The sequence below is a fragment of the Enhygromyxa salina genome (genome assembly GCF_002994615.1).
GTDB classification, from domain to species: domain Bacteria; phylum Myxococcota_A; class Polyangia; order Nannocystales; family Nannocystaceae; genus Plesiocystis; species Plesiocystis salina_A.
The window spans coordinates 17,228-41,762 of record NZ_PVNK01000055.1 but is presented as its reverse complement, the minus strand read 5'-3'; the positions used below and the strand labels follow the sequence as shown (position 1 = coordinate 41,762).

The 24,535-nt window shown below is 69.5% G+C and carries 18 protein-coding genes; 13 read left to right on the top strand and 5 right to left on the bottom strand.

Annotated elements, in window-relative coordinates:
* Window positions 1-315, top strand: a 315-nt coding sequence (locus ENSA5_RS05160) for a helix-turn-helix transcriptional regulator (RefSeq protein ID WP_146155345.1), incomplete at its 5' end; no start/stop codon positions are given.
* A gap of 10 nt (window positions 316-325) precedes the next feature.
* Here ENSA5_RS05160 and ENSA5_RS05155 read toward each other — a convergent pair.
* Both ENSA5_RS05155 and ENSA5_RS05150 read right to left on the bottom strand, forming a co-directional pair.
* Window positions 326-1,462 (bottom strand): Rieske 2Fe-2S domain-containing protein, encoded by a 1,137-nt coding sequence (locus ENSA5_RS05155; RefSeq protein ID WP_258182741.1) that lies wholly within the window; start codon window positions 1,460-1,462, stop codon window positions 326-328.
* A 50-nt stretch (window positions 1,463-1,512) separates the two neighbouring features.
* A complete protein-coding gene (locus tag ENSA5_RS05150; RefSeq protein WP_106390431.1) occupies window positions 1,513-1,857 on the bottom strand; it encodes a response regulator in 345 nt (114 codons plus the stop codon).
* 242 nt (window positions 1,858-2,099) lie between these two features.
* On the opposite strand from ENSA5_RS05150, the gene ENSA5_RS05145 reads away from it, so the two are divergent.
* The 3 genes from ENSA5_RS05145 to ENSA5_RS05135 all read left to right on the top strand — a co-directional run bounded on the left by ENSA5_RS05145 (window position 2,100) and on the right by ENSA5_RS05135 (window position 6,394).
* Entirely contained in the window at window positions 2,100-2,996 is an 897-nt protein-coding gene (locus tag ENSA5_RS05145) for a hypothetical protein (RefSeq protein WP_106390430.1), read from the top strand.
* A gap of 263 nt (window positions 2,997-3,259) precedes the next feature.
* Entirely contained in the window at window positions 3,260-4,660 is a 1,401-nt protein-coding gene (locus ENSA5_RS05140; protein ID WP_181197389.1) for a hypothetical protein, read from the top strand.
* 84 nt (window positions 4,661-4,744) lie between these two features.
* The gene (locus ENSA5_RS05135; RefSeq protein ID WP_146155344.1) at window positions 4,745-6,394 is read left to right on the top strand and encodes an IgGFc-binding protein; all 1,650 of its coding nucleotides are present in this window, start codon (window positions 4,745-4,747) and stop codon (window positions 6,392-6,394) included.
* Between the two features lie 13 nt (window positions 6,395-6,407).
* On the opposite strand, the gene ENSA5_RS05130 is transcribed toward ENSA5_RS05135, so the two are convergent.
* A complete protein-coding gene (locus ENSA5_RS05130) occupies window positions 6,408-7,577 on the bottom strand; it encodes a vWA domain-containing protein (protein ID WP_106390428.1) in 1,170 nt (389 codons plus the stop codon).
* A 359-nt stretch (window positions 7,578-7,936) separates the two neighbouring features.
* Between ENSA5_RS05130 and ENSA5_RS05125 the strand changes: the two genes are divergently transcribed.
* Genes ENSA5_RS05125 through ENSA5_RS05105 form a run of 5 tightly spaced genes read left to right on the top strand, consistent with a single transcriptional unit; the run spans window position 7,937 to window position 13,450 of the window.
* Entirely contained in the window at window positions 7,937-8,578 is a 642-nt protein-coding gene (locus ENSA5_RS05125; RefSeq protein WP_106390427.1) for a S1 family peptidase, read from the top strand.
* Window positions 8,579-11,236, top strand: coding sequence for a hypothetical protein (locus ENSA5_RS05120; protein ID WP_146155343.1), 2,658 nt, complete (start codon window positions 8,579-8,581; stop codon window positions 11,234-11,236).
* Window positions 11,237-11,241: 5 nt separating this feature from the next.
* On the top strand, window positions 11,242-11,760 hold the full coding sequence (locus ENSA5_RS05115; RefSeq protein ID WP_146155342.1) for a hypothetical protein: 519 nt from the start codon (window positions 11,242-11,244) through the stop codon (window positions 11,758-11,760).
* Between the two features lie 53 nt (window positions 11,761-11,813).
* Window positions 11,814-13,055, top strand: a complete 1,242-nt coding sequence (locus tag ENSA5_RS05110) for a hypothetical protein (protein ID WP_146155341.1) — start codon at window positions 11,814-11,816, stop codon at window positions 13,053-13,055.
* Window positions 13,055-13,450 carry a hypothetical protein gene (locus tag ENSA5_RS05105; protein WP_106390423.1) on the top strand — a complete coding sequence of 132 codons (396 nt, stop codon included), beginning with the start codon at window positions 13,055-13,057 and terminating at the stop codon, window positions 13,448-13,450. Before ENSA5_RS05110 ends, ENSA5_RS05105 begins: the two co-directional genes overlap by 1 nt.
* Before the next feature lie 3 nt (window positions 13,451-13,453).
* Here the strand turns inward: ENSA5_RS05105 and ENSA5_RS05100 are convergent, their stop codons facing one another.
* Complete coding sequence (locus ENSA5_RS05100; protein WP_106390422.1) at window positions 13,454-15,064, bottom strand: nitroreductase family protein; 1,611 nt, start codon at window positions 15,062-15,064, stop codon at window positions 13,454-13,456.
* Between the two features lie 74 nt (window positions 15,065-15,138).
* Between ENSA5_RS05100 and ENSA5_RS37040 the strand changes: the two genes are divergently transcribed.
* From ENSA5_RS37040 to ENSA5_RS05090, 3 genes are all read left to right on the top strand, one after another.
* Window positions 15,139-15,285 (top strand): hypothetical protein, encoded by a 147-nt coding sequence (locus ENSA5_RS37040; protein WP_181197388.1) that lies wholly within the window; start codon window positions 15,139-15,141, stop codon window positions 15,283-15,285.
* Between the two features lie 7 nt (window positions 15,286-15,292).
* Complete coding sequence (locus ENSA5_RS05095; RefSeq protein WP_106390421.1) at window positions 15,293-21,526, top strand: hypothetical protein; 6,234 nt, start codon at window positions 15,293-15,295, stop codon at window positions 21,524-21,526.
* A gap of 325 nt (window positions 21,527-21,851) precedes the next feature.
* Window positions 21,852-22,442, top strand: a complete 591-nt coding sequence (locus tag ENSA5_RS05090) for a DUF3224 domain-containing protein (RefSeq protein ID WP_181197387.1) — start codon at window positions 21,852-21,854, stop codon at window positions 22,440-22,442.
* Window positions 22,443-22,476: 34 nt separating this feature from the next.
* Here ENSA5_RS05090 and ENSA5_RS37035 read toward each other — a convergent pair whose 3' ends face one another.
* Window positions 22,477-23,229 carry a hypothetical protein gene (locus ENSA5_RS37035; protein ID WP_181197386.1) on the bottom strand — a complete coding sequence of 251 codons (753 nt, stop codon included), beginning with the start codon at window positions 23,227-23,229 and terminating at the stop codon, window positions 22,477-22,479.
* Window positions 23,230-23,412: 183 nt separating this feature from the next.
* Here ENSA5_RS37035 and ENSA5_RS05075 point away from each other — a divergent pair, with 183 nt between their 5' ends.
* The gene (locus ENSA5_RS05075; protein WP_106390417.1) at window positions 23,413-24,504 is read left to right on the top strand and encodes a hypothetical protein; all 1,092 of its coding nucleotides are present in this window, start codon (window positions 23,413-23,415) and stop codon (window positions 24,502-24,504) included.
* Window positions 24,505-24,535: the final 31 nt, after the last annotated feature.

Genomic DNA, 24,535 nt, shown 5'->3' with positions numbered 1-24,535 from the left:
CCCCGTCCCCTTGCCCCCAAGAACGAGGACAGCGTCAGGTCGGACGAGCTGCTCGGGCGCCTGGTCGAGTCCGTGACCGGGGCCTATTCGTTCACCGCCCGCGAGCAGGAGGTGCTCCACTACGTGCTGTTTGGCCACACCCCCGCGGCGATCGCCTGGCGCCTCGAGATCCGCGAGACCACGGTTCACAAGCACATCCATCGGATCTTCGCCAAGACCAACACCGACACCCGCAAGCGCCTGCTCGACCTCGCGCTGCGGCTCACGGCCAACGACGCCTGGGTCAGCGCGCCCCGACGCGCGATGGCGAGCTGAGCTGCCCGGCTCAGACCTCCATGAAGAAGCGGTGCTCGTGAGCCGGCTCGACGCCCGGCTCACCCCGCTCACCCGGCGCCCCCCGATCACCCCGCTCGGCGTTGCGCAGCAGCCGGAGGATCTGAGGCCCGAGCGCGTCGACTTCGGTCGACACGAAGCTCTCGCCGCCAAAGCGCTCGATGTTTGCGACCTGGCGCTCGAGCACGGCGGCGTCTTGCTTGAAGATCGCCCGGGCGAGGGGCCCGAGCACGGGCGTGACCATGAACGAGGGCACGGGCAGACGAAAGCTGATGACCGCCGTCAGCCGCGTGCGCGTGTCGGTGATCGGGGTCAGCGCGCTGACGGTGCAGATGTGGCTGGTCTCGCCGAGCCGGTACTCGACCTCGGTGATGCTCGGGAGCACGAAGCGATCGAAGTGCTCGACGACCCCGCCCTGGGGCGCGAGCAGGCGCCCGACGACACCGGGCGGCCGCGGCTCGCCGATGTACTCGGCCTCGGCGCGGTCGTGCCAGCGCCTGACGACGACCTCGATCCGGTTGCCAGCGCCCGATTTGCGAAACAAGCCCTTGTGCAGGAAGGCCGTGTGGGGCACGTCGAGCGCGTTCTCGGCGACCGCGTGGATCGTGCCGTCGACCTCGAAGGTCTCGCGCCCCGAGTGGTAGCGGCTGTCGCGGACCCAGCGAAATACATAGGGCTCGCGGACCGGCTCGACGTCGGGGGTCGCGTAGACCCACACGACCCCGTCTTGCTCGCACGCCGCGAAGCGCGGGACCACGCGGGCCTTGCCCTCGGGGTCGCCACACAGGGTCGGGATCTCGCGGCACACGCCCTCGGCGTCGAAGGCCCACCCGTGGTAGCCGCAGCGCAGCAGCGCGCCTTCGACCGCGCCGTCGGACAGCGGGACGTTGCGGTGGGGGCAGCGATCGAGCAAGGCCCCGACCTCACCCGTGGCGCCGCGAAACACCACGATCGGCACGCCATAGAGCGTGGTCGAGAGCGGCTTGGCCCCGAGCGCGTCGAGCTCGTCCGAGCTGCAGACCACAAACCAATCATCGAGGACGCGAGCCGCCGAGCTGTTGCCGGAGCCCACGATCGGCAGCCGGGGCCGCCCCTCGCCCTCACTGCCCGTGCTGCTGGGGCCGTCCACCGGGCGACGATAGCAGCGCCGGCCTGGGCCCGCACTCGCGCCGCGCCGCACTAAATGCCGTTGAGCGCGTCGAGCAGCTGGGCCCGCCGGAAGGGCTTGGCCAGAAACATCGCGGGCGCGACCCCCTCGACGTCGGGCACCTCGCCGTGACCGCTGATGAACACCACGCGAATGTCGCTGCCGCAGGCACGGATCCGCTTGACCAGGGCGACCCCGTCGAGCTTGGGCATGCGGATGTCGGTGATCACCAGCCCCCAGATCTGCGGGTCCTCCGCGAACAGCTCCCAGGCCTCGAGCCCGTCGCGGGCGAGCGTCGGCTCGTACCCATAGCTCTCGATGATCCGCGCCAGCGACTTCGCGATTCGCGGCTCATCATCGGCGATGAGTACTTTCATGAGGTCATCGCGTCCGTGTCCGATCAGCTCGGTGCGCCTCGAGCGTGCAGGCCCATGGTACCCCCGGGAGCCAAAGCGGCCCAATCTCCCGCATTGTCGAGGCTGTTGGGTGCTCGGGTCAGGCTGCCGAGATCTGTGCGAAGACTTTCACACCAGGTGAGCGCAGTCCTCGGACGGTCCGGTCTTGGCATCCTGTGATCCCGATCATCGTTGCGAGGATCGCGCCAGGTCTATGCTCCCACATGCGAACTCGCCTCACGACTCCCCTAATTCTCGGTCTGTCCCTCAGCTGCTTTGGCCTCGTCGCCTGTGGTGACAGCGTCGCCGACACGGGTGCGGAGGACGACACCACCGGCGACGGCGACACCGACTCCGGTACCGACACCGACACCGGGGACGGCGATGGTGATCCCGGGGACGGCGACGGCGATCCCGGGGACGGCGACGGTGATCCCGGGGATGGTGACGGCGACACCGGGGATGGCGACGGCGACACGGGTGATGGCGACGGCGACACCGGCGATGGCGATGGCGACAGCGGCTGCCAGGTCTGGGAGATCACCTACGACCTCGAGGGCAGCATCTTCGAGATCAGCGACACGCCCGCGGGAGAGGGCGATCAGGTCAACACCTTGACCATGCCCTACGACGCCGACGACCACGTCGGACCGGGCAGCTTCGTGCTGCGCTTCCGCGACGTCGGCGGCGAGCCCGGCGACATGGCGTACATGTACAGCTACGACATGATCATGAACTTCGTCGTCGGGGGCGCGGTGACCGTGACGACGGATCTCCAGAACAACGCCGGACCCGAGGAGTGCGGCATCACCAGCGCCCCGATCAACGGCACGAGCGTCGCGTGGGATCCGCTGGCGATCGTCGACCATCACAGCATGGGCACGATCCTGTGCGAGGGTTTCCTGTGTGGCCTCGGCGGGTTCCAAGACGGCGTGCCCGAGGACTTCGACGAGACCACGAACCACCCGCTCGAGCCCTTCGAGTTCAGCGACGACTTCACGACCTTCAACATGCCCACCGTCGTCGTGCAGATGGACAGCGACTCGACGACGACCTGGACCTTCGAGGGCACCGAGGCCAGCCGCGAGCTCGTCAACGCCGACGCCTGCCTCTGCGAGTAGCCCGAACACCCGCTGTTTGGCCTACGAGCCCTGACACCGACATTTCACCATCGTCTCCCAAGTCCTGGGAGACTGTCAGTTGGTGAGCGCGGGCGACGAGAGAATCTCGTCGCCCGCGGGCAAAAGCCATGTAGTCTCGGCCCGTGCGCGTGAAGTATCCGCTGAATTATCGTCTCCAAGCCCCCCCGGTCCTGGGAGACTGTCTTCTTTTCGGAGCCATCGTCGGCGCTCTCGGAACTCTGACCGCGTGCCCGGCCGAGCCGATGTCCGACGAGACCAGCACGACGATGCTGACGATCACGACGCTTCCGCTCGACACCAGCGACAGCGGCGACGGCGACGGCGACGACACGGGCTGCCCGCCCGGCGGGTGCCTCGACCTGGAAGAGACCACTGGCGGGCCGGGCTGCGCGTCCGGTGACGGGACCTGCAACCAGGTCGACCTCCTGTTCATCATCGACAACTCGGGCACGATGGGCGAGGAGCAGGTCAACCTCTCGGCCAACTTCCCGCTGCTGATCGACAAGCTCCAGATGCTGACCGACAAGGACGGCGAGCTGCTCAACCCCGACGTCCACATCATGGTCACGACGACCGATGTCGGGCACCCGCAGTGCACCCAGTTCCAGATCCCCGGCTACGAGCCCGCCGTCGGCTCGCCGCAGTCGACCGCCTGCAGCGAGCGGCTCGAGTACTTCACCGGCCTCGGCAGCAACCCGCCCTCCTTCCCCGAGGCCTGCGACTGCCCGGTGCCGATCGTGCCCTCGGGTGCGCCCTTCATCGAGTTCTCCGGGCCGATGGGCCAGACCACCAACGTCCCCGGCGACGACATCAAGGGCGCGCTGAGCTGCATCGGGCCCCAGGGCATCGTCGGCTGCGGCTACGAGGCCCCGCTCGAGGCCATGCTCCAATCGATCTACACGGGCGCCGAGTGGAACAGCGGCAACAAGCCCTTCTTGCGCGACGGGGCGATCCTCGCGATCGCGGTCATCACCGACGAGGCCGACTGCTCGGTCCGCTCGCCCGATGGCTACGCCTACTTCACCGACCCCAACCTGGACACCTACTGGGAGGTCAACCCCGACACCGGGACCAAGAGCCAGGCGACCTCGGCGGTGTGCTGGAACGCGGGCGTCGACTGCGGAGCGCCCGACGGCAACGGCGTCTACGCCGACTGCATGTCAACGGATACCGGCGTGCTCCACCCGCTGAGCCGCTACCTCAACTATCTCCAGGACGAGCTGATCGTCAAGGACAACAAAGAGGTGATCATGCTCGGGATCCTCGGGGTCCCGCCGGTCACCGCCCACAACCTCAACCCGCCCTTCGAGCCGACCGCGGGCGGCGTCATGGACCTCGTCTACCGCCAGTGGCGCGACGGCGCCTACCCGGCCGGCGACATCCTGCCCGACGACATCGCCGACAGCGACGCCGCGACCAAGGAGTTCGAGTTCGGCGTCGGGCCGGGCTGCACGGGCGAGGACGGCATGGGCGGGTTCACCGGCCAGGCGATCCCGCCGGTCCGCGTCAAAGAGGTCTGCGAGGCGCTCAACGAGGGCGACAAGATTCGCTGCTGCATCGAGTCGATCTGCGACACCGACTTCTCCGACGCCCTCGGCTGCCTGACCGGCATCATTCAGACCGTCGTCGATCCACCCGAGTGATCGCCGGGGGCTTGTCGTCGCGATCGGATGCGATCGGATGCGGCCGGATGCGGTAGGATGCGGCCGGATGCGGTAGGATGGGCCATGACCTCCCGCAGCCTCGCTCGTGTGTGCACCTCTTTCTTCGTGATCGCCGCGAGTGGCTGCGGTGATGACGACGGTCGCCCCACGACCGGCGACGGCGGCATCGTCACGACGATCGGCGACGGCATCGACACCGACGACCCCAGCACGAGCGACGGCGACTCGGGCGACGGCGACTCGGGTGACGGCGACGGCGACGGCGACGGCGACGGCGACAGCGGCGGGCTCAAGCTCGATCTCTCGCCCTTCCCCGACATGGACGAGCCGATGGCGCCGATCATCCCCGAGACCTGCCTCCAGGCGGAGGAAGGGCTGAGCACGGTCGGCTGCCTGTTCTACGGGGTTGACCTCGACTCGCACGACTCGGTCGAGAACCAGCAATTCGCGATCGCCGTATCCAACGTCCAGCAGGCCCAGATGGCCACGGTCGTGGTCGAGACCAAGCAAGGTGGGGTGTGGAGTACGGTCGCCGGGCCGGCCGTCGTCAGCCCCCTCGATCTGCACACCTTCAACCTGCCGGCCTTTAGCCAGGACGACAGCGGGGTCAAGATCGGCGGCGCCTATCGGGTCACCTCCGACGTCCCAATCATCGCCTACCAGTTCAACCCGATCGACGGCGCGAGCTCGTATCTGTCGGACGCCTCGATGCTCTACCCGGTGCCGACCTGGGACAGCATCAACCATGTCGTCGGCTGGAAGGTCATCAACGACGGCTCGGTCCAGGGCGCCTACCTCACGGTCGTCGCGGCCCACGACGGCACCCAGGTCACGATCACCCCGAGCGTGACCACCCTGGCCGGGACCAACATCCCGCCGAGCCCCGCGGGCGTGCCCTTCGTCGTCAACCTCGACGAAGGCGACATCGCCGAGGTCATGACCAAGAGCATGAACATGGGCCTGACCGGAACCCGGGTCACCTCCGACGAGGATCACCCGATCGCCGTCTTCTCCGGCAACGAGTGCACCTTCATCCCGACCAACGTCTACGCCTGCGATCATCTCGAGGAGCAGCTCTCGGGCGTGCGCCTGTGGGGCCAGCACTTCATCGCCTCGCGCGTGCCCCCGCGCAGCGCCAATGACCCCTCGCTGTGGCAGATCTACGCGTCCGAGGACGGAACCACGATCACGCTCACGACCGACGTCGAGATCACCGGGATCCCCAACAACAACTTCGTGCTTCAGGCCGGGGAGGTCGTCGAGTTCTACGTCGGCGGCAACGCCGAGGTCCCCGGCGACTTCGAGGTCGAGGCCGACAAGCCGATCGCGGTGCTCAACTACATGACCGGCTCGGAGAACGCCGGGGCCGGGATCGGGGATCCGGCCATGGTCCAGCTCAGCCCGATCGAGCAGTTCTTGCCGCGCTATGTGGTGTTGGTCCCGGGGACCTGGATCAATGACGTCGCCGTGCTCGCGCGACCGGCCGGCGCCCCGATCACCCTGGATGGGGCGCCGATCGACGATGGGCTGTTCATTCCGGTCGCCGATAGCGGCTACGAGGTCGCGCGGGTGCCCGTGAGCGATGGGATTCACGTGTTCGATGGCGGGCAGAGCCCGTTCTCGATTGTGATCGTCGGGTACGATACTTGGGACAGTTATGCGTACCTGGGCGGGACCGGGACCGGGGTGATCAACCCCAACCCGGTCGGCTGAGCGCGGCTCGGCCCTACTCGACCGGCACGGTGTCGCAGCCGAACAGGATGTCCACCGAAGCCTCGACCGCGGCCTGGGTCCGCGTGCAGGTCGCGGGGCAGATCCGGATCGTCTCGGGGTTGACCGCGTCGGGCAGATAGAACCACCCGTCGCCGCCGTTGCACGCGGCCTCGCTCTCGACGTAGTAGACGCTCTCTTGCTGGCCGTCGAGCACGAGCTCGACGTTGACCTTGGACGAGTCGAAGGAGTCGCCCTCGGGCGGCTCCGGGATCTCCCACTCGCACGCCAGCGGCACGTTCTGCTGGACCGACTGGGCGATCTGATCGAAGACCGGGCCGAACTCCTGATCGCACAGGTCCCCGGCCACGCCCGCGGTCTGGCTGACGAGCTGCAGATACACGTCGCCGACATCAGCGGACAGCGGGAGCAAGCCCGCGCAACAGCTGGCCCCGAGACCACAGTCGAAAGGGTTGGGGTCATCGAACGCGACGATCGCGTGGAAGAAGTAGTTGGCGTAGTCGGGGTTGAGGGCCTTGAAGCCCGCGTCGAAGGTCGCCGCGTCCATGCTCGAGTCGTCGTCGCTGACGACGACGATGTGCTTGATCGAGTTGGGCCGGATCGAGGCCGACCACAGCTGCTCGGTCGAGATGATCTTCGCGAGCGCGTCGCTGCTGCCGACGGTCTCGACGACGTGGAGGTACTCGGGCAGCTTGGTGTCGGCCGGGCACGAGCCGCTGCCAAGCGGCACGCCGACGCACGGCCCGTCGGGCGAGGACTCGGCGATCATGACCACGTGGTGGTCGATGTTGGCCAAGAAGATCTGCTGCGAGAAGAGGTTCATGTTCGACTGAACGAAGTTCTTCTCGTCGCTCATCGAACCCGAGGTGTCGATCACGAAGATGATGTCGACCGGCGCGAACTGATTTTGAGCCATCTCGCTGACCGCCGCGCACTCCTCACCGGTGTCGCCGTCGCCGTCGCCCTGCGGCATGTCGAGCAGCGGGCCGGTCGAGGAGTCGTCGCCGTCCCCCTCCCCCTCGCCCTCGCCCTCGCCGGCCGTGGTCTCGCCGTTGGTCGCCGTGAAGATCCCGGTTGTGGAGTTGACCGGCCGGCCCTCTTCACCGCCGCAGGCTCCCAGCAGCAGGCTCGAGCCGATCAGAGCACGTCGAAATCCACGAGTCATGGGCGCATGGTAACGGCACGAAGGGACCTGACCAGTTTTTTGCACGAGCGGGTGCAAACATCCGCTGCGAGCCAGGCCACAGCGACTTGGCCGAGTCGGACGTGCAGCCCCTGAGGTCGCCGCCTTGCCGGACGCGCGACCCCTCGTGGCCACGGCTGGCCCCGGCCCCCTCGGCCTCGGCGACGCCCGAGTCGACGCAGGCCGTGAGACGAGCAGCGCCGCGCAGGGTACCCCCCCGACCGCGCGCAGAGGTCGACAGCGCGAACTCGGCCATCGCCAGGCCTGGATCTACGAAAAGCTTCGCCTTGGCCAGGCTTTTCCGCTTGTGCGGCCGAACCCCGCCCCCTACGCTATTTTGGATGTTCTCGGCGGCGCCGCTCGACCAGCGATCTCATCGCTACAACGGCCTCAACATCGATCCGCGCGTCGTCGTCGTCGCCGACGGGGCGTTTGGAAACGGCTTCTTCGTCGACAAGTGGCGCGACACGGTCGTCACGGCGTGGCACGTGGTCGAGGGCAGCGCGAGCGTCAAGATCGAGGCCCAGTCGAGCGACAGCGCGCGCTCGACCGTGTGGTTCGACGCGTGCGCGGTCGCCTGGGACGGAAGCCGCGACCTCGCGGTGATCCGCCTCCCGGGCAGCGTGCGCGGGTTCACGACGCCGCTCCAGGCCCGGGTCCCGCACACCGCCGTCGAGGCCGTGCTCCAGGGCTACGAGAGCTACGACGCGTGGCGGGCCGCGCCCCGACGTTGGCGCAAATGGCAAGCTGTGACCGCGGCCCCGAGCGGCGACTGGCTGGTCTACGGCGAGACCAACGCCAGCGGTGAGCCCCAGCCGTCCCCGGGCCTCAACGGCTTCAGCGGCGGCGCGGTCATCGAGCCCGGCTCCGGCGAGGTCATCGGCGTCCACCACGGCGCGATCGCCAACGAGAGCAACCGCGCGTCGATGTTCAGCCTCGACCTCATCGACCAGCTGCGCAGCAAAGCCTACGAGATCGGTTGAATGTCCGGCCCCGCCACCCCATTGAACAAGCGCCTCGTGCGTGTGCTCGCGAGCCTCGCGCTCGCGCTGTGTGCCGCGCTCTCGAGCCCCCGCTCGGCCCGGGCACAGAGCCCCGCGGAGGCCCCAACCTTCGCGACCAACACCGAGCCCGGCTCGCTCGCCGACCCCAACGGCCAAGGCGGCGGCACAAACCAGTCCGTAGATCCGAACCGCCTGGTCGCCGAGCACTTCGCCAAGATCGCAACCAGGCTCGGGATCATCTGCGCCGACCCCGAGCAGCCCTTCACGCTGCTCACCAGCACCGAAGACATCGCCGCTCCGGTCGTCCCCGCGGCGGCCGACGACTGGAAGGGACTGTGCGCGACCTACTGCGGCGACGCGGCCAAGATCGATCTCTGCGCGTTCTCGGATCCCGCGCTCGCCCGCGTCGCCGCGACCAACGCCCAAGACGACATCCGCACGACCCTGAGCGCCCTCGAGCCGATCCGCAAATACGCCGACCAACTGCAGCCGCTTCTACAGCCGCTTCGGGACTCCACCCCAAAGCTGACGCCGATCGGGCAGGCGGTCACGCAGCTGTCGACTTCGGTCAACACGATCCGCCAGTCCGCCGACGCCGGGGCCGTCGGCGCGCTGCTCAGCGGCGGCGCCACGGGCATGGACGTCCTCGAGCCCTTCCTCGGCGGGCTCGCCCGGGTCATCGCCGATCGAGCCAAGCGCGAGGCGATCGGCTGGATGCTCGACGAGATCGGCGACCGGGTCTGCGGAGCTGGCCCGCTGACAAAGGCCGAGCGCAAGGATCTCAGCGCCGCGCTCGGCCAGGGGGCCGAGGCCTACTCGGACATCGAGCTGGTCACGCTCGCGGAGCAGCTCCTGCGCGAGCGCCCCGGTGGCCCCAACGCCGACGCCCTGCGCGCGGTCTTCGAGTCGCCGCACATGGTCCTCCAGACCGAGCTCCGCAACGAGCTGCTGCCCAACCTGTGCGCGCTCGCCCGCGAGAATCGCCTCGATCACTACGGCGCTGGCGCGGCCCTGCTCGAGGCCCTCCGCGGCGCGCTCGAGGCCGACATCGAGGGCTGGCCCGGGGTCGTGACCGGGGTCGCGCTCGCGGAGTTTCACTGGTCGCAGGTCGAAGGCCCAGGCGACGCGTCCGCGCCCCAGCAGCCCGCGCTGGTCGCCTGCAAGGCGCCGAGCGCCGCGCAGACCGAAGGCTGCGCCGAGGTCGGGCGTCTGCGCCGAGCCGGCCAGCGCTTCATCGAGCGCCTGCTCGACCACGCCGATCCACTCATCGCGCTGCGCGAGCTCGGGGCCGCGGCCAGCCGCGCCTCGGTCCGCGCGAGTGAGGCCGCCGTCGTCGACCCGCCCCTGGCCTTGCTCGCCTGCGGCGTCTCGCTGCCCGCCGAGATCGCCCACTTCGAGCCGCGCTTTCACAACGCGGCCAAGGCCAGCTACACGGCGGTGCTGACCAGCATGCTCGACGCCCCGGCCTGCTGGGTCCTGGTCGGCCAGGGCTACGCCAGCGTCGAGGCCAGCGGCGACCTGGGCACCGCCCTCGCCAACCCCGACATCGAGCGCCTGTCGACGATCGTCCGCCTCCACCGCCACGCTGGCCAACAGCTCCAGTCGCTGGCGATCGAGGTCAACGCGATGCAGACCGCCGCCACGGCCCTCGCCAGCACCTCGAAGGCCGACGCTGCGCCCGACCACGCCCGCGATCACATCGTCGAGCAGTGGCAGGCGGGGATCGCCGTGATCGACGCGAGCCTGAGCCTGACCGCCGCGATCCTCGACGCCGCCGAGGGCCTCTCGGACCCAACCCAGATGTTCCCCGGCCTCGACCTCGCGCCCGAGCTCGACAGCGCGGGTGCGGCCACGGCCCTCGCGCTGCTCGAGCGCCACGTGGAGGCGACCCACGCGATCAGCGACAAGCTGCGGGCCGGCGCCGACGTGGCCAGCAAGATCGCGATCGGCGACTACGCCCAGGCCGTCGCGGTCGGCTCGGCCGAGCTCCTCTCGACCTTCAGCCAGGTCTGCGGGACCCACCCGGCCACGAGCGAGTGCCGGGCCCGGCTCGACGCGCTCGGCCGAAGCTCTGGAACGATCGCGGCCCTGCTCTCGGCCGAGACCACCGAGCAGATGGCCGAGACGATCGACGCGGCCGCGAACCCCCCGGGCGGCTGGCGGCGCAAGCTGGTCAAGGACAACGTGACGATCTCGCTCGCGAGCTACCCCGGCATCTTCGCGGCCACCGAGTTCCGCTGGGGCCCCTACGGCGCGACCCTCGAGCAGGGCCGCCCGGCCTACGGCCAGGCGCCCACGCTCTCGCTGCCGGTCGGGATCGACATCGTGCGCGGGTTCGGCAACTGGGGCTTCGGTGGGTTCCTCTCGATCCTCGATCCCGCCGCGTTTCTTCACTACGACGTGTCCAACAGCGGCCAGCTCCCCGGCCCGCGCCCGGTCACGGTCCTGGCTCCTGGCGCCTTCTTGCGCTTCAACCTCGGACCGACGCCGCTCGTCGCCCTGCTCGGCGCGGTCTATCGCCCGCAGTTTCGGACCTGGGGCCCGACCGTCAGCGGGCCCGGAGCCGACGCCCTCCAGATCGGCGTCGCGCTCGGCGTCGACCTTACGCTCTGGCGGCTCTACGCGAGGGGCAAGTGAGCGTCATGAAAACGCTTCGAGCGACGCTTCGACTGGGCTTGGCCGTGACCGTGCTCGCGGCGACGGGCTGCGGCGACATCGTCGAGCCGATCTTCGACGTCCGCGACGAAGCCGACGGCCGCCGGCCCGCGCTGGGCAGTGACAGCTGCGCGAGCACGGGAGATCTGAACGTCACGAGCGACCAGGTCATCTACGCCGTCCATGCGCTGCCCGAGCAGCTCGACGGCTCTCCCGCTGAGCTCGAGCTCACAGTCTCGACCGCTTGCGCCGAGCTCACGAAGACGGCGACCCACGATGAAGACGGCCTGGCCTTGGTGCCCATCGCCCTGCCCAAGGGTGCCGAGTGCGGGGCCGTGGTCACCGCCTCGATCGCCAACGCGAGCGAGCGCTGCGTGCTCCGAGGTGTGCTCGAAGGCGCCGGCTGCAGCGTAGATTGCGGCTCAGCCGAGGCCGGAGACACCGAGACCGGCGACGACTCGACCGAGACCGAGACCGGCGACGACTCGACCGACTCGACCGGCTGAATGGGCTGTTGTTTTGGTTTTATCCGCCGCAAAGACCGCCTATTCTCTCGCCTGTGACAGCTCCCCCATTCAAACTCTGGCGCACGGTCGTCGCGGCCGCGGTCGCGCTGCCGATGACCCTGGGGATAGTGGCGTGCAAGACCGGTAACGCCGCCCAGAAGCTGGCCGACTCGACCGCGCCGACTCTCGAGGGCAGCGTCGGCAAGTGCAAGCCCGGCGCCGAGGCATCGAAGTCGCTGGTCGTCGAGTGGCCGATGGGCGAGCGCGCGGCGCTCGAGAGTCGCGTCAAGCAGGGCCTGGTCGCGGTTCGCTATCGCAACTGCGAGATGGAGCTGATCACCAACTGCACCGTCAGCGGGGCCTACAGCTACACCAGCGTCACGCCGAAGTCCGAGAACATCAAGATCACCAACGCCGACGAGCTCTACGCGAAGATCCCGATCGGCGCGGTCAAGCTCGAGGGCAAGCTCGAGCGCGACGGTCAGCTCAACGTCGACATGGTCCTGGTCGGACGCCACGAGGCCAGCCGCTATTACTTTCAGACCTCGGATCTCTCGGGTCGCTGCGACGGGGCGACCCACGTCGTCACGGGCCTGAGCGTGGGCGCCTTCGTGTTCTACTCGGGCGCCGGAGCCGACATCGGCATCTCGGGCGGCGTCAAGGGCACGGGCGTCGAAACCGGAGCCGGGTCGACCGCGTCCAAGGAGATCCTCAACCGCGACGGCGACGCGGCGGCTTGCTCGGCGCCGTCGACCGTCGCCGAGGGAGAGACCGGGGATCTGGCGATCGCGGGCCCGCCCGCCGGCTGCGCGGCCGCGCTCCAGGTCGAGGTCGTGCCGATCGACCGCCCGCAAATGACGACCACGACGAGCACGAGCGCGGTCGGAAAGATGACCGACACCAACGGCGTCGCGGGCGTGGATCTGGCGACCGAGACCCTCGACAAGCGCATCAAGGTCATGACCTTCACGGCGCTCTCGGGCTACGCGATCGCGGCCGGTGGCGTCGTGCTGGCCTACATCGGGCTGGCCCAAAACAAAAAGTACAGCGCCGAGTCGACCGACGTCGGCGCGGCCGGGAGCGCCGATCGCAGCAAGTACATCGCGGGCTACACCACGAGCCAGGCGATGCTCTACGGAGGCATCGGCGGGTTCGTGCTCGGCGCGGGCATCGGCCTGTGGGCGACCGTCCGCGGCAACAAGCTCCGCAACGAGCGCTCGACTCGGCTCGCGGGCCTCGACGTCGCGCCCCTGCCCGGCGGCGGCTTCTCGCTCGGCGCGGCGTGGAGCTTTTGATGCGCAGTACGGTCAAATACTTGCTGCTGCTCGGCGGCCTGCTCACCGGGGCGGCCTGCGGCAGCCTCGGCGAGGCCCTCGACGGCGAGGAGTGCTTCTCGGACGCCGACTGCGGGCCGCTCAACTGCGTGCAGAGCCAGCCCGTGATCGACAACATCGCCGTCAACTCCACGGGCATCGGCTGGTGTCTCGATCGGTCGAGCTGCATCGTCGGTGAGCAGCCCTACTGCGCCTGCGGGGTCGACCCGAACACCAACGGCCCCCTGTGTTCGACGCCCTACTCGAGCAACAACATGGTCCAGGGCACGGTCGCGTGCTGGGACGGGGTCGACATGGCGACCTGCGTGTGCCTGCCGCCGATGACCGAGTGCCCCTACATGCAAGACGATCCCTGAGCCTCACGGGGCGAGGTGCTCGTAGGCGTCGACGGTGCGCAGGCGCGGATCGTCGACGGCCCCGCCGATCGTGAAGTGATAGATCGTGTCCAGCGAGTGGTCCCCCACCCCGATGATCTCGTGGACCCCGTCATCGAAGAAGCAGCCGATCCCCGTCGCCCGGCGCCCGGCCGCCTCGGCCTCGAGGTAGAGGACCTGCCCGATCGCGCCGGCCTCCCAGTGCAGGTGGCGATACATCCACGCCCCGTGGTCGGCGAGCGCCGGGCCGAGCTCGGCCAGCATCGCGACCGCGAACGCGCCGTCGGCCGCGATGCTCTGGTGGCACGAGACCAGCCCCGCGGCCTGACGCGTGTCGGCTCGCTCGAGGCACCAAAGCGGCAGCGCGAGCGCCCCGGTCTCGACGGGCTCCCACCCGAAGCCCTCGTGCATGCTGGCCGCGACCGCCTCGCGCACGGACGGGTCGCGCAGGAGCAGATACAGCCCCGGCTCGAGGCCCTCGACCCGATGAACGAACAACAACAGGTGCACGCGCGGGCGACCGAGCAGGCTCGAAAAGGGCGCGTGCCCGGGCCGCGCCAGCGTCCGTGACAGCATCGCCAGGAAGCTCGCGCGCGACAACCCGGTGACCCCGTCCATGGCCACGGCGCTGCGCCGCGTTCGAAACAGGTGGTGGGCGGCCGCGTTCGAACCAGACGGCGGCGGCTCGGGCAACGCGTCGGGCGAGGGCTCATCGAAGGTCACCGCGCCGACCCGTCGACACGCCCCGGCGACGTGCTCGATCACCGGCCAGGGCTCGTGCGACTGGCTGAGACGATTGGCGACCCCGCTCAGCCCGAGCGCGAGCGACTCGGGCACGACCGGCGCATGCGAGGGCAGGCGCGGACCGACAAAGAGCGCGAGGTCGGGGTGCTCGGGCTCGGGCCCCTCGATCTTCGCCAGGCCGAGGAGCCGAGCCACGGCCGCGTCGTCGAGCGAGGGCAACATCCGCGTGTGCCAGCCGAGCGCCGCCGCGGCCAGGGCCAGAGCCGCGAGCGCGTGGCCGACGTCGTGCTGGCAGTAGCGAAACGCCCGCTCCCCGTACTTCCACGACTCGCGCCACGGGATCGAGCTCAGCCCGATGATCACGCCCTCCCCCTGACCGCGCAGCGCGTCCCACAGCCCAGCGTCGACCGCCGCCCGACGCTCGAGCGCATGCAGCAGGGGCGTGTAGTGCCACAGCCGCGGCCCGTCGCCGAGCCCGGCGACCTCACCGACGACGTAGGCCTCGGTCGGGTGAAGGTTGCCGCTCGACGGGTTGCAGCGCAGCGACCAGCGCTTGCCGGCCACCTCCTTCCACGCCGACAGGGCCATCGCGTCGTAGAGCAGGCGAGCGACGCCCGCGGCGTCGAGCGGGTGAGCCGAGATCCGGGCGGGGTCGTAGGCCTCGTCGAGGGTCGGACCGACGCGCTCGTCATCGCGCGCGAGCACGTCTCGCTCGCTGCCCTCGTAGAGCCGAAAGGGGTTGGGCTGGTTGTCCCAGTCGAGGTACCCGAGCGAACGCGCATAGCGGTTGGGCAGGCGGTGCTTGGTCAGCTCGTGATACGCGAGCGTGGCTGAGACGGGATCTTTACTCATGTTACCCAAAGACGCCCTCGTGGTAGCGTGGGCCCGAGGTAGATACCATGCACTGCACGACGAGATTGACCGCAGTGACCACGACGCGCCCCGCCGCCCGTGGCGCCGCCAACGTCGCTGAGACCGAGCTCAGCGGCGACGCCGACGCCAACTTCTACGGCGCGCTTCGGATCGCTCCGGACACGCTCCCGTACACGCTCCCGTACAACCCCCAAGGTTAGCCACCATATGGACATCGAGCAGCTCGAAGCACTCGCGCTGGCATCGGATCGCGAGGCTGCCCTCGCGACGCTGATCCCAGGGACCGAAGACTACTATTTTCATCACTGCCTCGAGCACCAGCTCCGCGGTGAGCTCGACGAGGTCGAGGCCCTGCTCGACGCGTGGGTCAAGCGCCACGACGAGACCGCCCGCGTGCGAGAGATCCGCGATCGTCAGGCGCTGCTGAGCTACGAGCGCGACCCCGCCCAGACCCTCGAGCACATCCGTCGGCGCCTCAACCTGACCTTCGATCATCAGCGCGAGACCGAGGACGCGCGCAGCGAGCTGCCGACCCGCCTCGACCCCGCGCAGATCGGCCGCGAGGCGTTCCTCGTCGACGCCCTGGGCCGCCACGACAACCTCGATGGCTTCACCGATCGCGCGCTCGACTGGCTGACCGAGTCCAAACAGATCGCCGGCTCGCTGACCCGGCTGCGCGCGCTGCTCTCACGCCTGCGCCGGCCCGACTACCCCTCGCTCGTCGCCCTCGTCCTGCGCGAGCTCGACGACAAGCACTCGCGCGGCTTCGGCGGGCTCCCGATCCACTCGCTCCTGACCCTCGCCCAGCTCAACGCCCTCGCCACGGCGCGCCCCGCTTTGGTCTCAGAGCGCCGCTTCGTCGAGGTCCTCCTGTCGCGGCTGAAACCGGGGCCCGACGTCGACCTCGACGCCGAGCCAGCCCGGATGGACGCGCACCTCGACACGCTGTGGGCCTTCGTCGAGCCCCTCGCCGAGACCTTCAACAGCCTCAAGCTCCACGTGCTCTACCACCGCCTCGACTTCGATCGGCGGCGCGGGGTCTACGACCGCGCCCGCTTCGATCGCTACATCAGGCTCCCGCGCCAGGCCGCGTACATGGCCAGCGACTACCGCCGCGCCCACCAGCGCGCGCTCGCCCGCTTCGGCCAGGACTACGTCGCGGCGACCGGCCTCGCGCCCGTGGCCGGCGACGACGCGCTGATGCGCGACTACCTCGGCCAGATCTTCGCCGATCCCAGCGTCGACGACTACGACGCCTACCGCCCCTTCCTCGACGGCGACTACCTGCGCCGCGTGTTCGCCGAGACCAAGATCCTGGCCGGGGTCGGCGATCAGGAGCGCTGGTACTCGCTGCTCGACAGCCCCTCGTACTACGGCGAGCTCGAGGATCGGGTCGACATCGAGCTCGCACCCGACAACCCGCGCTACGTCGGCGCCAACGAGCCCGTCGAGCTGCGCGTCGACCTCAAGAAGGTCCCGGCGCTGGTCGTGAAGGTGTTCGAGATCAACACCCTGGCCTACTTTCAGACCCACGGCCGCGAGCTCGACACGAGCGTCGATCTCGACGGGCTCGTGGCCAACCACGAGCGCGTGATCGAGTACGACGAGCCGGCCCTGCGCCGGGTCCGACGGAGCTTGAAATTCGAGTCGCTGACCGAGCCGGGCACCTACGTGATCGAGCTGATCGGCGGCGGCAAGAGCAGCCGCGCGCTCGTCCGCAAGGGCGGGCTGCGCTTCGTCGAGCGCCTCAGCGCCGCCGGTCACGTGCTCACGATCCTCAATGAAGACGACGAGCTCGTGCCCGAGGCCAGCGTGTGGTTTGGCGGCCGCGAGTACCCGGCCAACGAGCGGGCCGAGGTCCGGATCCCCTACAGCGCAGCCGGCTCGACGAGCAAGATCCTGCTCCGCCACGGCCGCGCGAGCTCGATCGCCAGCCTCCGCGTCGAGGCCGAGCGCTACCAGCTCCGGGCCGGGGTCCACGTCGAGCGCGAGCAGCTGATCGCCGGGCAGACCGCCGACCTGGTCATCCGCGCGACCCTGAGCGTCAACGGCCTGCCCGCGGCCCCGAGCCTGCTCTCGGCGCCGCAGCTCGTGATCACCTCGAGCGACCGCCACGGGACCAGCTCGAGCGTGACCGTGGCCCTCGAGCTCGATGACGCGGCCGAGGCCGTCCACTCGTTCAAGGTCCCCGAGGCCCTCGCGCAGCTCTCGTTCGAGGTCCGGGCCAAGGTCCGGAGCCTCAGCGAGCAGCGCGACGTCGAGCTCTCGGACCGCAGCTCGATCGCGGTCAACGGGATCGACGTCGGCGCCGAGATCGTCGGGCTCCACCTCGCCGCGACCGCCTCGGGCTACGTGCTCCACGCCCTCGGCAAGTCCGGCGAGCCGCGGCCCGACATGCAGGTCAACCTCAGCTTTGGCCACCTCGACTTCAACGCGCGCATGCAGATCGCGCTCCAGACCGACGCCCGCGGCCGCGTCGAGCTCGGGCGCCTCGACGACATCGACAACATCCAGGCCTCGCTCGGCGCGGGCGGTCAGGCCAGCTGGACCCTGCCGCGGCCAACGGGCTCGATCCCCACCATCATCCACATCGCCGCCGGTCAGGAGCTCACCCTGGCCAGGCTCGACGACGACGACGCGCCCGTCCGCTCGCTGCTCGAGCGCCGCGGCAGCGGCTATCTGCGCGAGCGCATGGACGCGGTCTCGATCGACGACGACGCGATTCAAATCCGCGGGCTCGAGCCCGGCGACTACGACCTCGTCCTCGCCCACGATCGCCAGCGGGTCCGGGTCCGGGTCGGCGGCGAGGCCAAGAGCGGCTTCGCCCTCTCGGCCAAGCGCCACCTCGAGCTGCGCGCGCCCGAGCGTCTGCGCGTGGCCGCGATCGAGGTCGACGAGCAGCGCCTGCGCGTCCGCGTCGCCGGGGCCGACGCCGACACCCGGGTCCACCTCTTCGCCAGTCGCTTCGTCGCGGCCACCCGCGCCCGCAGCTCGCTCGATCGTGTCCGCCTCCCCGAGCCGCTGTCCGCGAGCGTCCGTCGCAGCAGCAGCCACTACCTCTCGGGCCGCGACATCGGCGACGAGTACCGCTACATCCTCGAGCGTCGCAGGGCCGAGATCTTCGCTGGCACCATGCTCGAGCGCCCGGGCCTGCTGCTCAACCCCTGGGCCCGGCGCGGGACCTCCACGGGCACCGAGTCAGCCAAGGCTGGAGCGTCCTTCGGCGCGGCGGGCAAGAGCGAGGCGATGGCGCGACCCCCAGCCGCGCCCGCGCCCGTGCCCCGGGCCATCCAGGCCGCGCCCTCCAACAACCTCGACTTCCTCGCCGCGCCCGCCTACGTCGCCCTCAACCTCGAGCTCGACGACGAGGGCGTCGTGACCCTCGCCCGCGAGGAGCTCGCCGGCCACCAGCTCGTGCATGTCGTGGCCGCCAACGCGCGCGGGCTCGCCTCGCGCGACGCGACCCTGCCCGAGGTCGAGGCCGCGCCCCGGGATCTACGCCTCGACAACGGGCTCGCGCCCGACGGGCACTTCGTCAAGCGCAAGCAGCGGACCGGCCTCGCGCCCGGGGCCACGCTGACCCTCGACGACATCCACACCGCCAAGCTCGAGGTCGTCGACACCCTCGCCAAGGCCCACGCCCTGCTCTTGACCCTGTCCAACGACAGCCACCTGCGCGAGTTCGAGTTTGTGACCCGCTGGCCCTCGCTCTCGCCCGAGGATCAGCGCAGCAAGTACAGCAAGTACGCCTGCCACGAGCTGAGCTTGTTCTTGTCGCGCAAAGACCCGGCCTTCTTCGCCGCGCACATCCAGCCCTACCTGGCCAACAAGCGCGACAAGACCTTCATCGATCACTACCTGCTCGGCGACGATCTGGCCGGCTACCTCGAGCCCTGGGCTTACGGCCGCCTCAACACCCTCGAGCGCATCCTGCTCGCAACCCGAGTCGAGGGCGAGCCCGGGCCGACCGCGCGCCACATCAACGATCGCTTTGATCTGCTCCCGCCCGACCTCGAGGGTGACAACGCCGCGTTCGATACGGCCCTCCAGGGCAGCGCGCTCGACACCCGTGACCCCCTCGGCCTCGACGAGCTCGCGGCCGAGGCCGAGGCCGAGGCCGAGGAGCTCAGCCTGGCCGAGGGCGGCGGCGGGCCGAGCGGGGGCAGCTTCGGAGGCCCGCCGAGCGGCCCACCCCCGCTCGGACCGGGCCCAGGCGGACCCCCCCCAACGCTGGGCAGCCCCTCACGCAGCCGCCGCAAGAGCAAGCGAGCAGCTCCCCCCGCCGAGGCGCCGATGCTCGATGGCCTCAGCAGCCGCGCTCGCCTCGACGAAGACGTCGCCGCGCGCGAGGAGGCCCGACGCCTCTATCGGGTCCTCGACAAGACGCAAGAGTGGGCCGAGAACAACTACTATCGCCGGCCCCCGACCGCGCAGGGCCCCGAGCTGATCGGCGTCAACGCCTTTTGGCGTGACTACGCCGCGCACAGCGGCGACGGGCCCTTCTTGTCGGGCCACTTCGTCCGCGCGACCGCCAACTTCGCCGAGATGATGTGCGCGCTCGCGGTCCTCGACCTGCCCTTCGACGCCGAGCCGACCGAGACCAGCCTCGACGGGGCCGCGCTGACCCTCGGCGCCAAGTCCCCGCTGATCACCTTCCACGAGCAGATCGTCGCGGTCGAGCCCGACCCGCGCCCGCTCGGCGTGCTCGTCAGCCAAAACTACTTTCGGGCCGACGATCGCTACCGCTACGAAGACAACGAGCGCCACGACAAATACGTCGAGGGCGAGCTGCTGATCCACACGGTCTACGTCTGCCAGGTCGTGCTGACCAACCCGAGCTCCTCGGCCCACAAGCTCGAGCTCCTGGTCCAGATCCCCCGCGGCGCGATGCCCGTGTCCAACGGCCGCGCGACCCGGGACCTCCACGTTCACCTCCCGCCCCACGGGACCCACGCGATCGAGTACGCCTTCTACTTCCCCGCCCCCGGCAGCTTCGCCCACTTCCCGGTCCACGTGGCCAAGAACGGCGCGCTCGCGGTGTTCGCCGCGCCGACAACCCTCGAGGTCGTGCGTCGGCTCAGCGTGGTCGACACCGCGTCGTGGAGCCACGTCTCGCAGCACGCCGACGACGACGAGCTCCTGCGCTACCTCGACCAGCACAACGTCGAGCGCCTCGAGCTGAGCCGCGTCGCCTGGCGAATGCGCGAGCGCGGCCTGTTCGAGGCGATCTTGGCCCGCCTGTCCCGGCGCCACGTCTACGATGACCTGCTGTGGTCCTACGCGGTCCACCACGCCGACGTCGAGGCGATCGGCGTGTACCTGCGTCACCAAGACGCGCTCTTGCGCGGCTGCGGCCTCGCGATCGACTCGCCGCTGATCCGCGTCGACCCCGTCACCCGCGGCTGGTACGAGCACCTCGAGTACGCGCCGCTCGTCAACGCCCGCGCCCACCAGCTCGGGGCCCGACGCAAGATCCTCAACACCGCGTTCGCGGCTCAGTATCAGGCCTTCTTGCGCGGGCTGGTCTATCTGCGCCGCCCCAGCGATGAGCAGCTCCTCGCCGCGGCCTCGTACCTGCTCTTGCAAGATCGCGTCGCCGACGGCCTCGCCCTGCTCGAGCGCGTCGACGCCCAGTCTGTCACCGGGCAGCTGCAGTTCGACTATCTCCGCGCCTACGCGGCCCTGCTCGTCGAAGACACCGCCCGCGCCCGCGAGCTCGCCGCCCGCCATCGAGAGCACCCCGTCGATCGCTGGCGCGAGCGCTTCGCCAACCTCCTCGCGGTCCTCGACGAGGCCGAGGGCGCGGCCACCCAAGTCGTTGACGCCGACAGCCGCGAGCAGGAGCACGCGCGCCTCGCCGCGACCGAGGTCGGGTTCGACTTCGAGGTCGACGGCAGCACGATCGCCCTCAGCTACCAAAACCTGGCCGCGTGCACGGTCAGCTATTACCGCATGGACATCGAGCTGTTGTTCTCGCGTCAGCCCTTCATGAAGGATCAGTCGGGCCGCTTCTCGATCGTCCAACCCAATCACAGCGCGCGCCACGAATTGCCCGCAGATCAGACCGAGCACCGCTTCGAGCTGCCGCCCGAGTACCGCAGCGCGAACACCATCATCGAGATCGTCGGCGAGGGCCTGCGCCGATCAAAGGCCAACTATGCCCACGATCTGCACGTACGCGTGATCGAACAGTTCGGCCAGCTGCGGGTTCAGGAGCGCGGGACCAACAAGCCGCTGACGCGGGCCTACGTCAAGGTCTACGCGCGCAAGGGTGACGGCGCGGTCGGGTTCTACAAAGACGGTTACACCGACATACGTGGGGCCTTCGACTACGCGTCGCTCTCGACCAACGAGCTCGATCAGGTCGAGCGCTTTGCGATCCTGGTCATGACCACGGGGCATGGCGCGCTGATCCGCGAGACCGCGCCGCCCCAGCGTTGAGCCTCCGATCCACGCAAGCATGACCCAGGGGTCGCACCGCAGGTTGGTGCAGGTGACCCCTGAGTCGTGCGTGCGACAAACGCGAACTCGCCCCTTTGCTCGAATTCGAGCAAACTGCCCCATTCGCTCGCTGTGCGATGATCTGGACGGCTTGCGAATGGGGCCGCAGCCTCGATTGCGCCATCCACCAATGCGATGACGACGCAGATATATCAATTGACGAAATCGCCCTTTTCAAAAAATCACCGGATGCTAGCATCCCGGTCATGGAGGTCGGAAGATGACATCGAACGTAGCTGCAGTTTTGGCCGGACTCACCCTCGTCGTGGCCACAGCAGGCTCCGCCTACGCCCACAAGAACATCCAGGGCAACTCGCCCGAGCGGGCCAAGAGTGGGCACGGCCACGGTCACGGACACGGGCACGGGCACGGCCACGGACACGGACACGGTCACCACGGCCACGGTCACGGCCACGGCCACGGCCACGGCCACGGCCATCACGATGACGCGATCGATGTCGCGGGCGATTTCAGCGTGGAGATGGGCGCACCTACCTATATCTCCCAGGAGGCGCCAGACCTGTGCGTCATCGAGCTCCCTGCGACCTTCAGCTTCACCGGCGACCTCGAGGGCAGCTTCTCCAGCCCGTTCCTCATCGAGCACGCCGGTCCATGTGACCAGCCGGCCGCCGAGTACTTCTCGACCTCCGGCGTCTTCGTCGGCGCGATCCTCGGTGGTGAAGGCAGCATCGACTATTCCTTCGAGGGCTCGATCGACAGCCAGGGCAACGCCCTCGGCGACATGGTCCTCGACGACGACAGCGGCACCAACGAGCTCGAGGACTGCGCCGGCAGCGTCACGCTCGATGGCCTCACGGGCGTCGGCGGCACCTACAGCGGCGAAGTCGAGCTCTAGCAGCCCCTGGTGCAATGCCTAGGTCTCGAGCGGATTAATAGCACCACTCCTTGTCGCCATCGAGCAGCGTGCAGGCCATGCCCGCCGGGCACGTCTCGCCCCCCGCGCAGTCCAACACACAGTAGGGGCTCACCTCGGAATTGCACACGGGGGTCGCCGTGCCCCCGTGGTTGACGAGGCACTCGCCATCGTTCGCGCAATAGTTGGTGCAGAACCCATCGAAGGGGTCGACCTCGCCCATCATCGTGACCGTCGCGCAGGCGTCGAGGCCCAGGCACTCGTCGGGCACGAGGCAGTGCGAGTACAGCCCGTCGACCGGCTGGCCGCCGCCGCCGCCACCGTTCGAGCAGCCCGAGATATCGATCGCGCAGGCGAGGCAGGCCAGTGAGCCCTGATCGAAGCCGTAGTCGGCGCAGGTCAGAGCGCCGAAGTCGTTGCCATCGCAGGTCTCGCCCTGCTCGACGATGCCGTTGCCGCAGCTCGGGCCGCCGCCGTCGCCGTCACCGTCACCGTCGCCCGTGCTCGGGTCGCCGTCGCCGTCGCCGTCGCCGTCGCCATCGCCGTCGCCATCGCCGTCGCCCGGGTCGCCGTCGCCCGAGCTCGAGTCACCCTCGCCGGACCCGGCGTCGGTCGCGTCGCCCGGCTCGTCGTCCGCCGTGGTCAAGGTCGTGTACGAGCCGCCGGAGAAGGTGCCGAAGGTCCCCTCTTCGCTGGTCCCGCCTGCGCAGGCCAGCGACGGCGCGAGCAGCAGGGACGCAATGCTGATCTGAACGACGCGTGTCGACATGCTCAAGCTCCGAACGGGCGAGCGCTCGCGGGTACCATAGCACCGGCCCCTCGCAGGCGAGCGCGCCCCGACGCTCGTGCGCGGAGCCCCTGCCCTGGAACAGCGTGCACAGATGTCCAAGCCACGGGGGACTGACACCGAGCTGGGGGTGCAGCGTCCGAGGTTGGGGTAGATTTCACCGCCATGTCCAAGGACCGCAAGCCGGCGCCCGAGACCCCGGGTCCGATCCTCCCGCCGGGAACTCGGCTCGTCGACTCCCCCGACTGGGACCGCGCGGCGCCGAACCTCGAGATCGTGCTGGACCCCAAGCGCAAGGTCGCGGCGCCAGCTCCGGAGCCACCGAAGCCTGGGGGCGCAGCTGTCCCCCGCACGACCGCCATCGCCTTGATGATCGGCGTCGGCCTTGCGATCGTCGCGGGCGCCGGTTTTGGCCTGTGGAAGCTCCTCGACGCCAACCGCGACACCGAGTCCGCGGCCCTCGCCGAGACGCAGACCGAGGCCGGGGTCGAGACCGGGGCCGTGAGCGCGGTCGAGGTCGAGCCCGCCCCGGTGACCCAACAAGAGCTCGAGACCCTCTACCGCGGCCACGTCCTCGAGACCGCCGTGGCGCTCGACCTCGACCCGCTGACGATCGAGGAGCTTCGCCAGCCCAACGCCTTCTCCCACCCGATCAGCTACGGCTCACCCAAGATCATCGCGCCAGGGAGCTCCAAGCGCATCGGCCCCTTGACCTTCAAGGTCCGGGTCGACACCCTCTCGCTCGAGCGCCGGGGGATCATCAGCAAGGGCAGGCACACCACTTTGGTGGTGACGAACAACGGCGAGCAGCCCCTCGCCTATCGGCTGTTCATGCGCAAGGCCGAGGGCGGCGAGTGCAAGTCGCCCGTGGTGTTCAACTACGACGCGATGGTCATCGATCCCGGCCAGACCTTCGACATCTCCGTCTGCGGGGGCAGCCACAGCGTCGAGGTCATCGACCTGCGCATGCTCGAGATCACGGCCCTGGGCGCCGCCTGGGTCCGCCAGGTTCCGCCCGAGGTCGTCGGCCTCCTCGGCATGGCCGCCCGCGCCCACGACCCGGGCCCAGACGTGATTGCCTGCAAAGAGGACGCGGCCGAGATCGTCCGGGCGCTCGACGAGCACCTCGTCGACTGGGAGGACGTGATCGACTTCTACAGTCGCCACGATTGTCAGCACTACCCCTGGCCGTCGGAGTATCGACTGGCGACGGAGGCGCTGCCGAGCCTGCCGATCCGACCGGCGCCGCAGCCCTGAGAGCGCAGCGGCGTCGCTGCCTGCGTCGCGT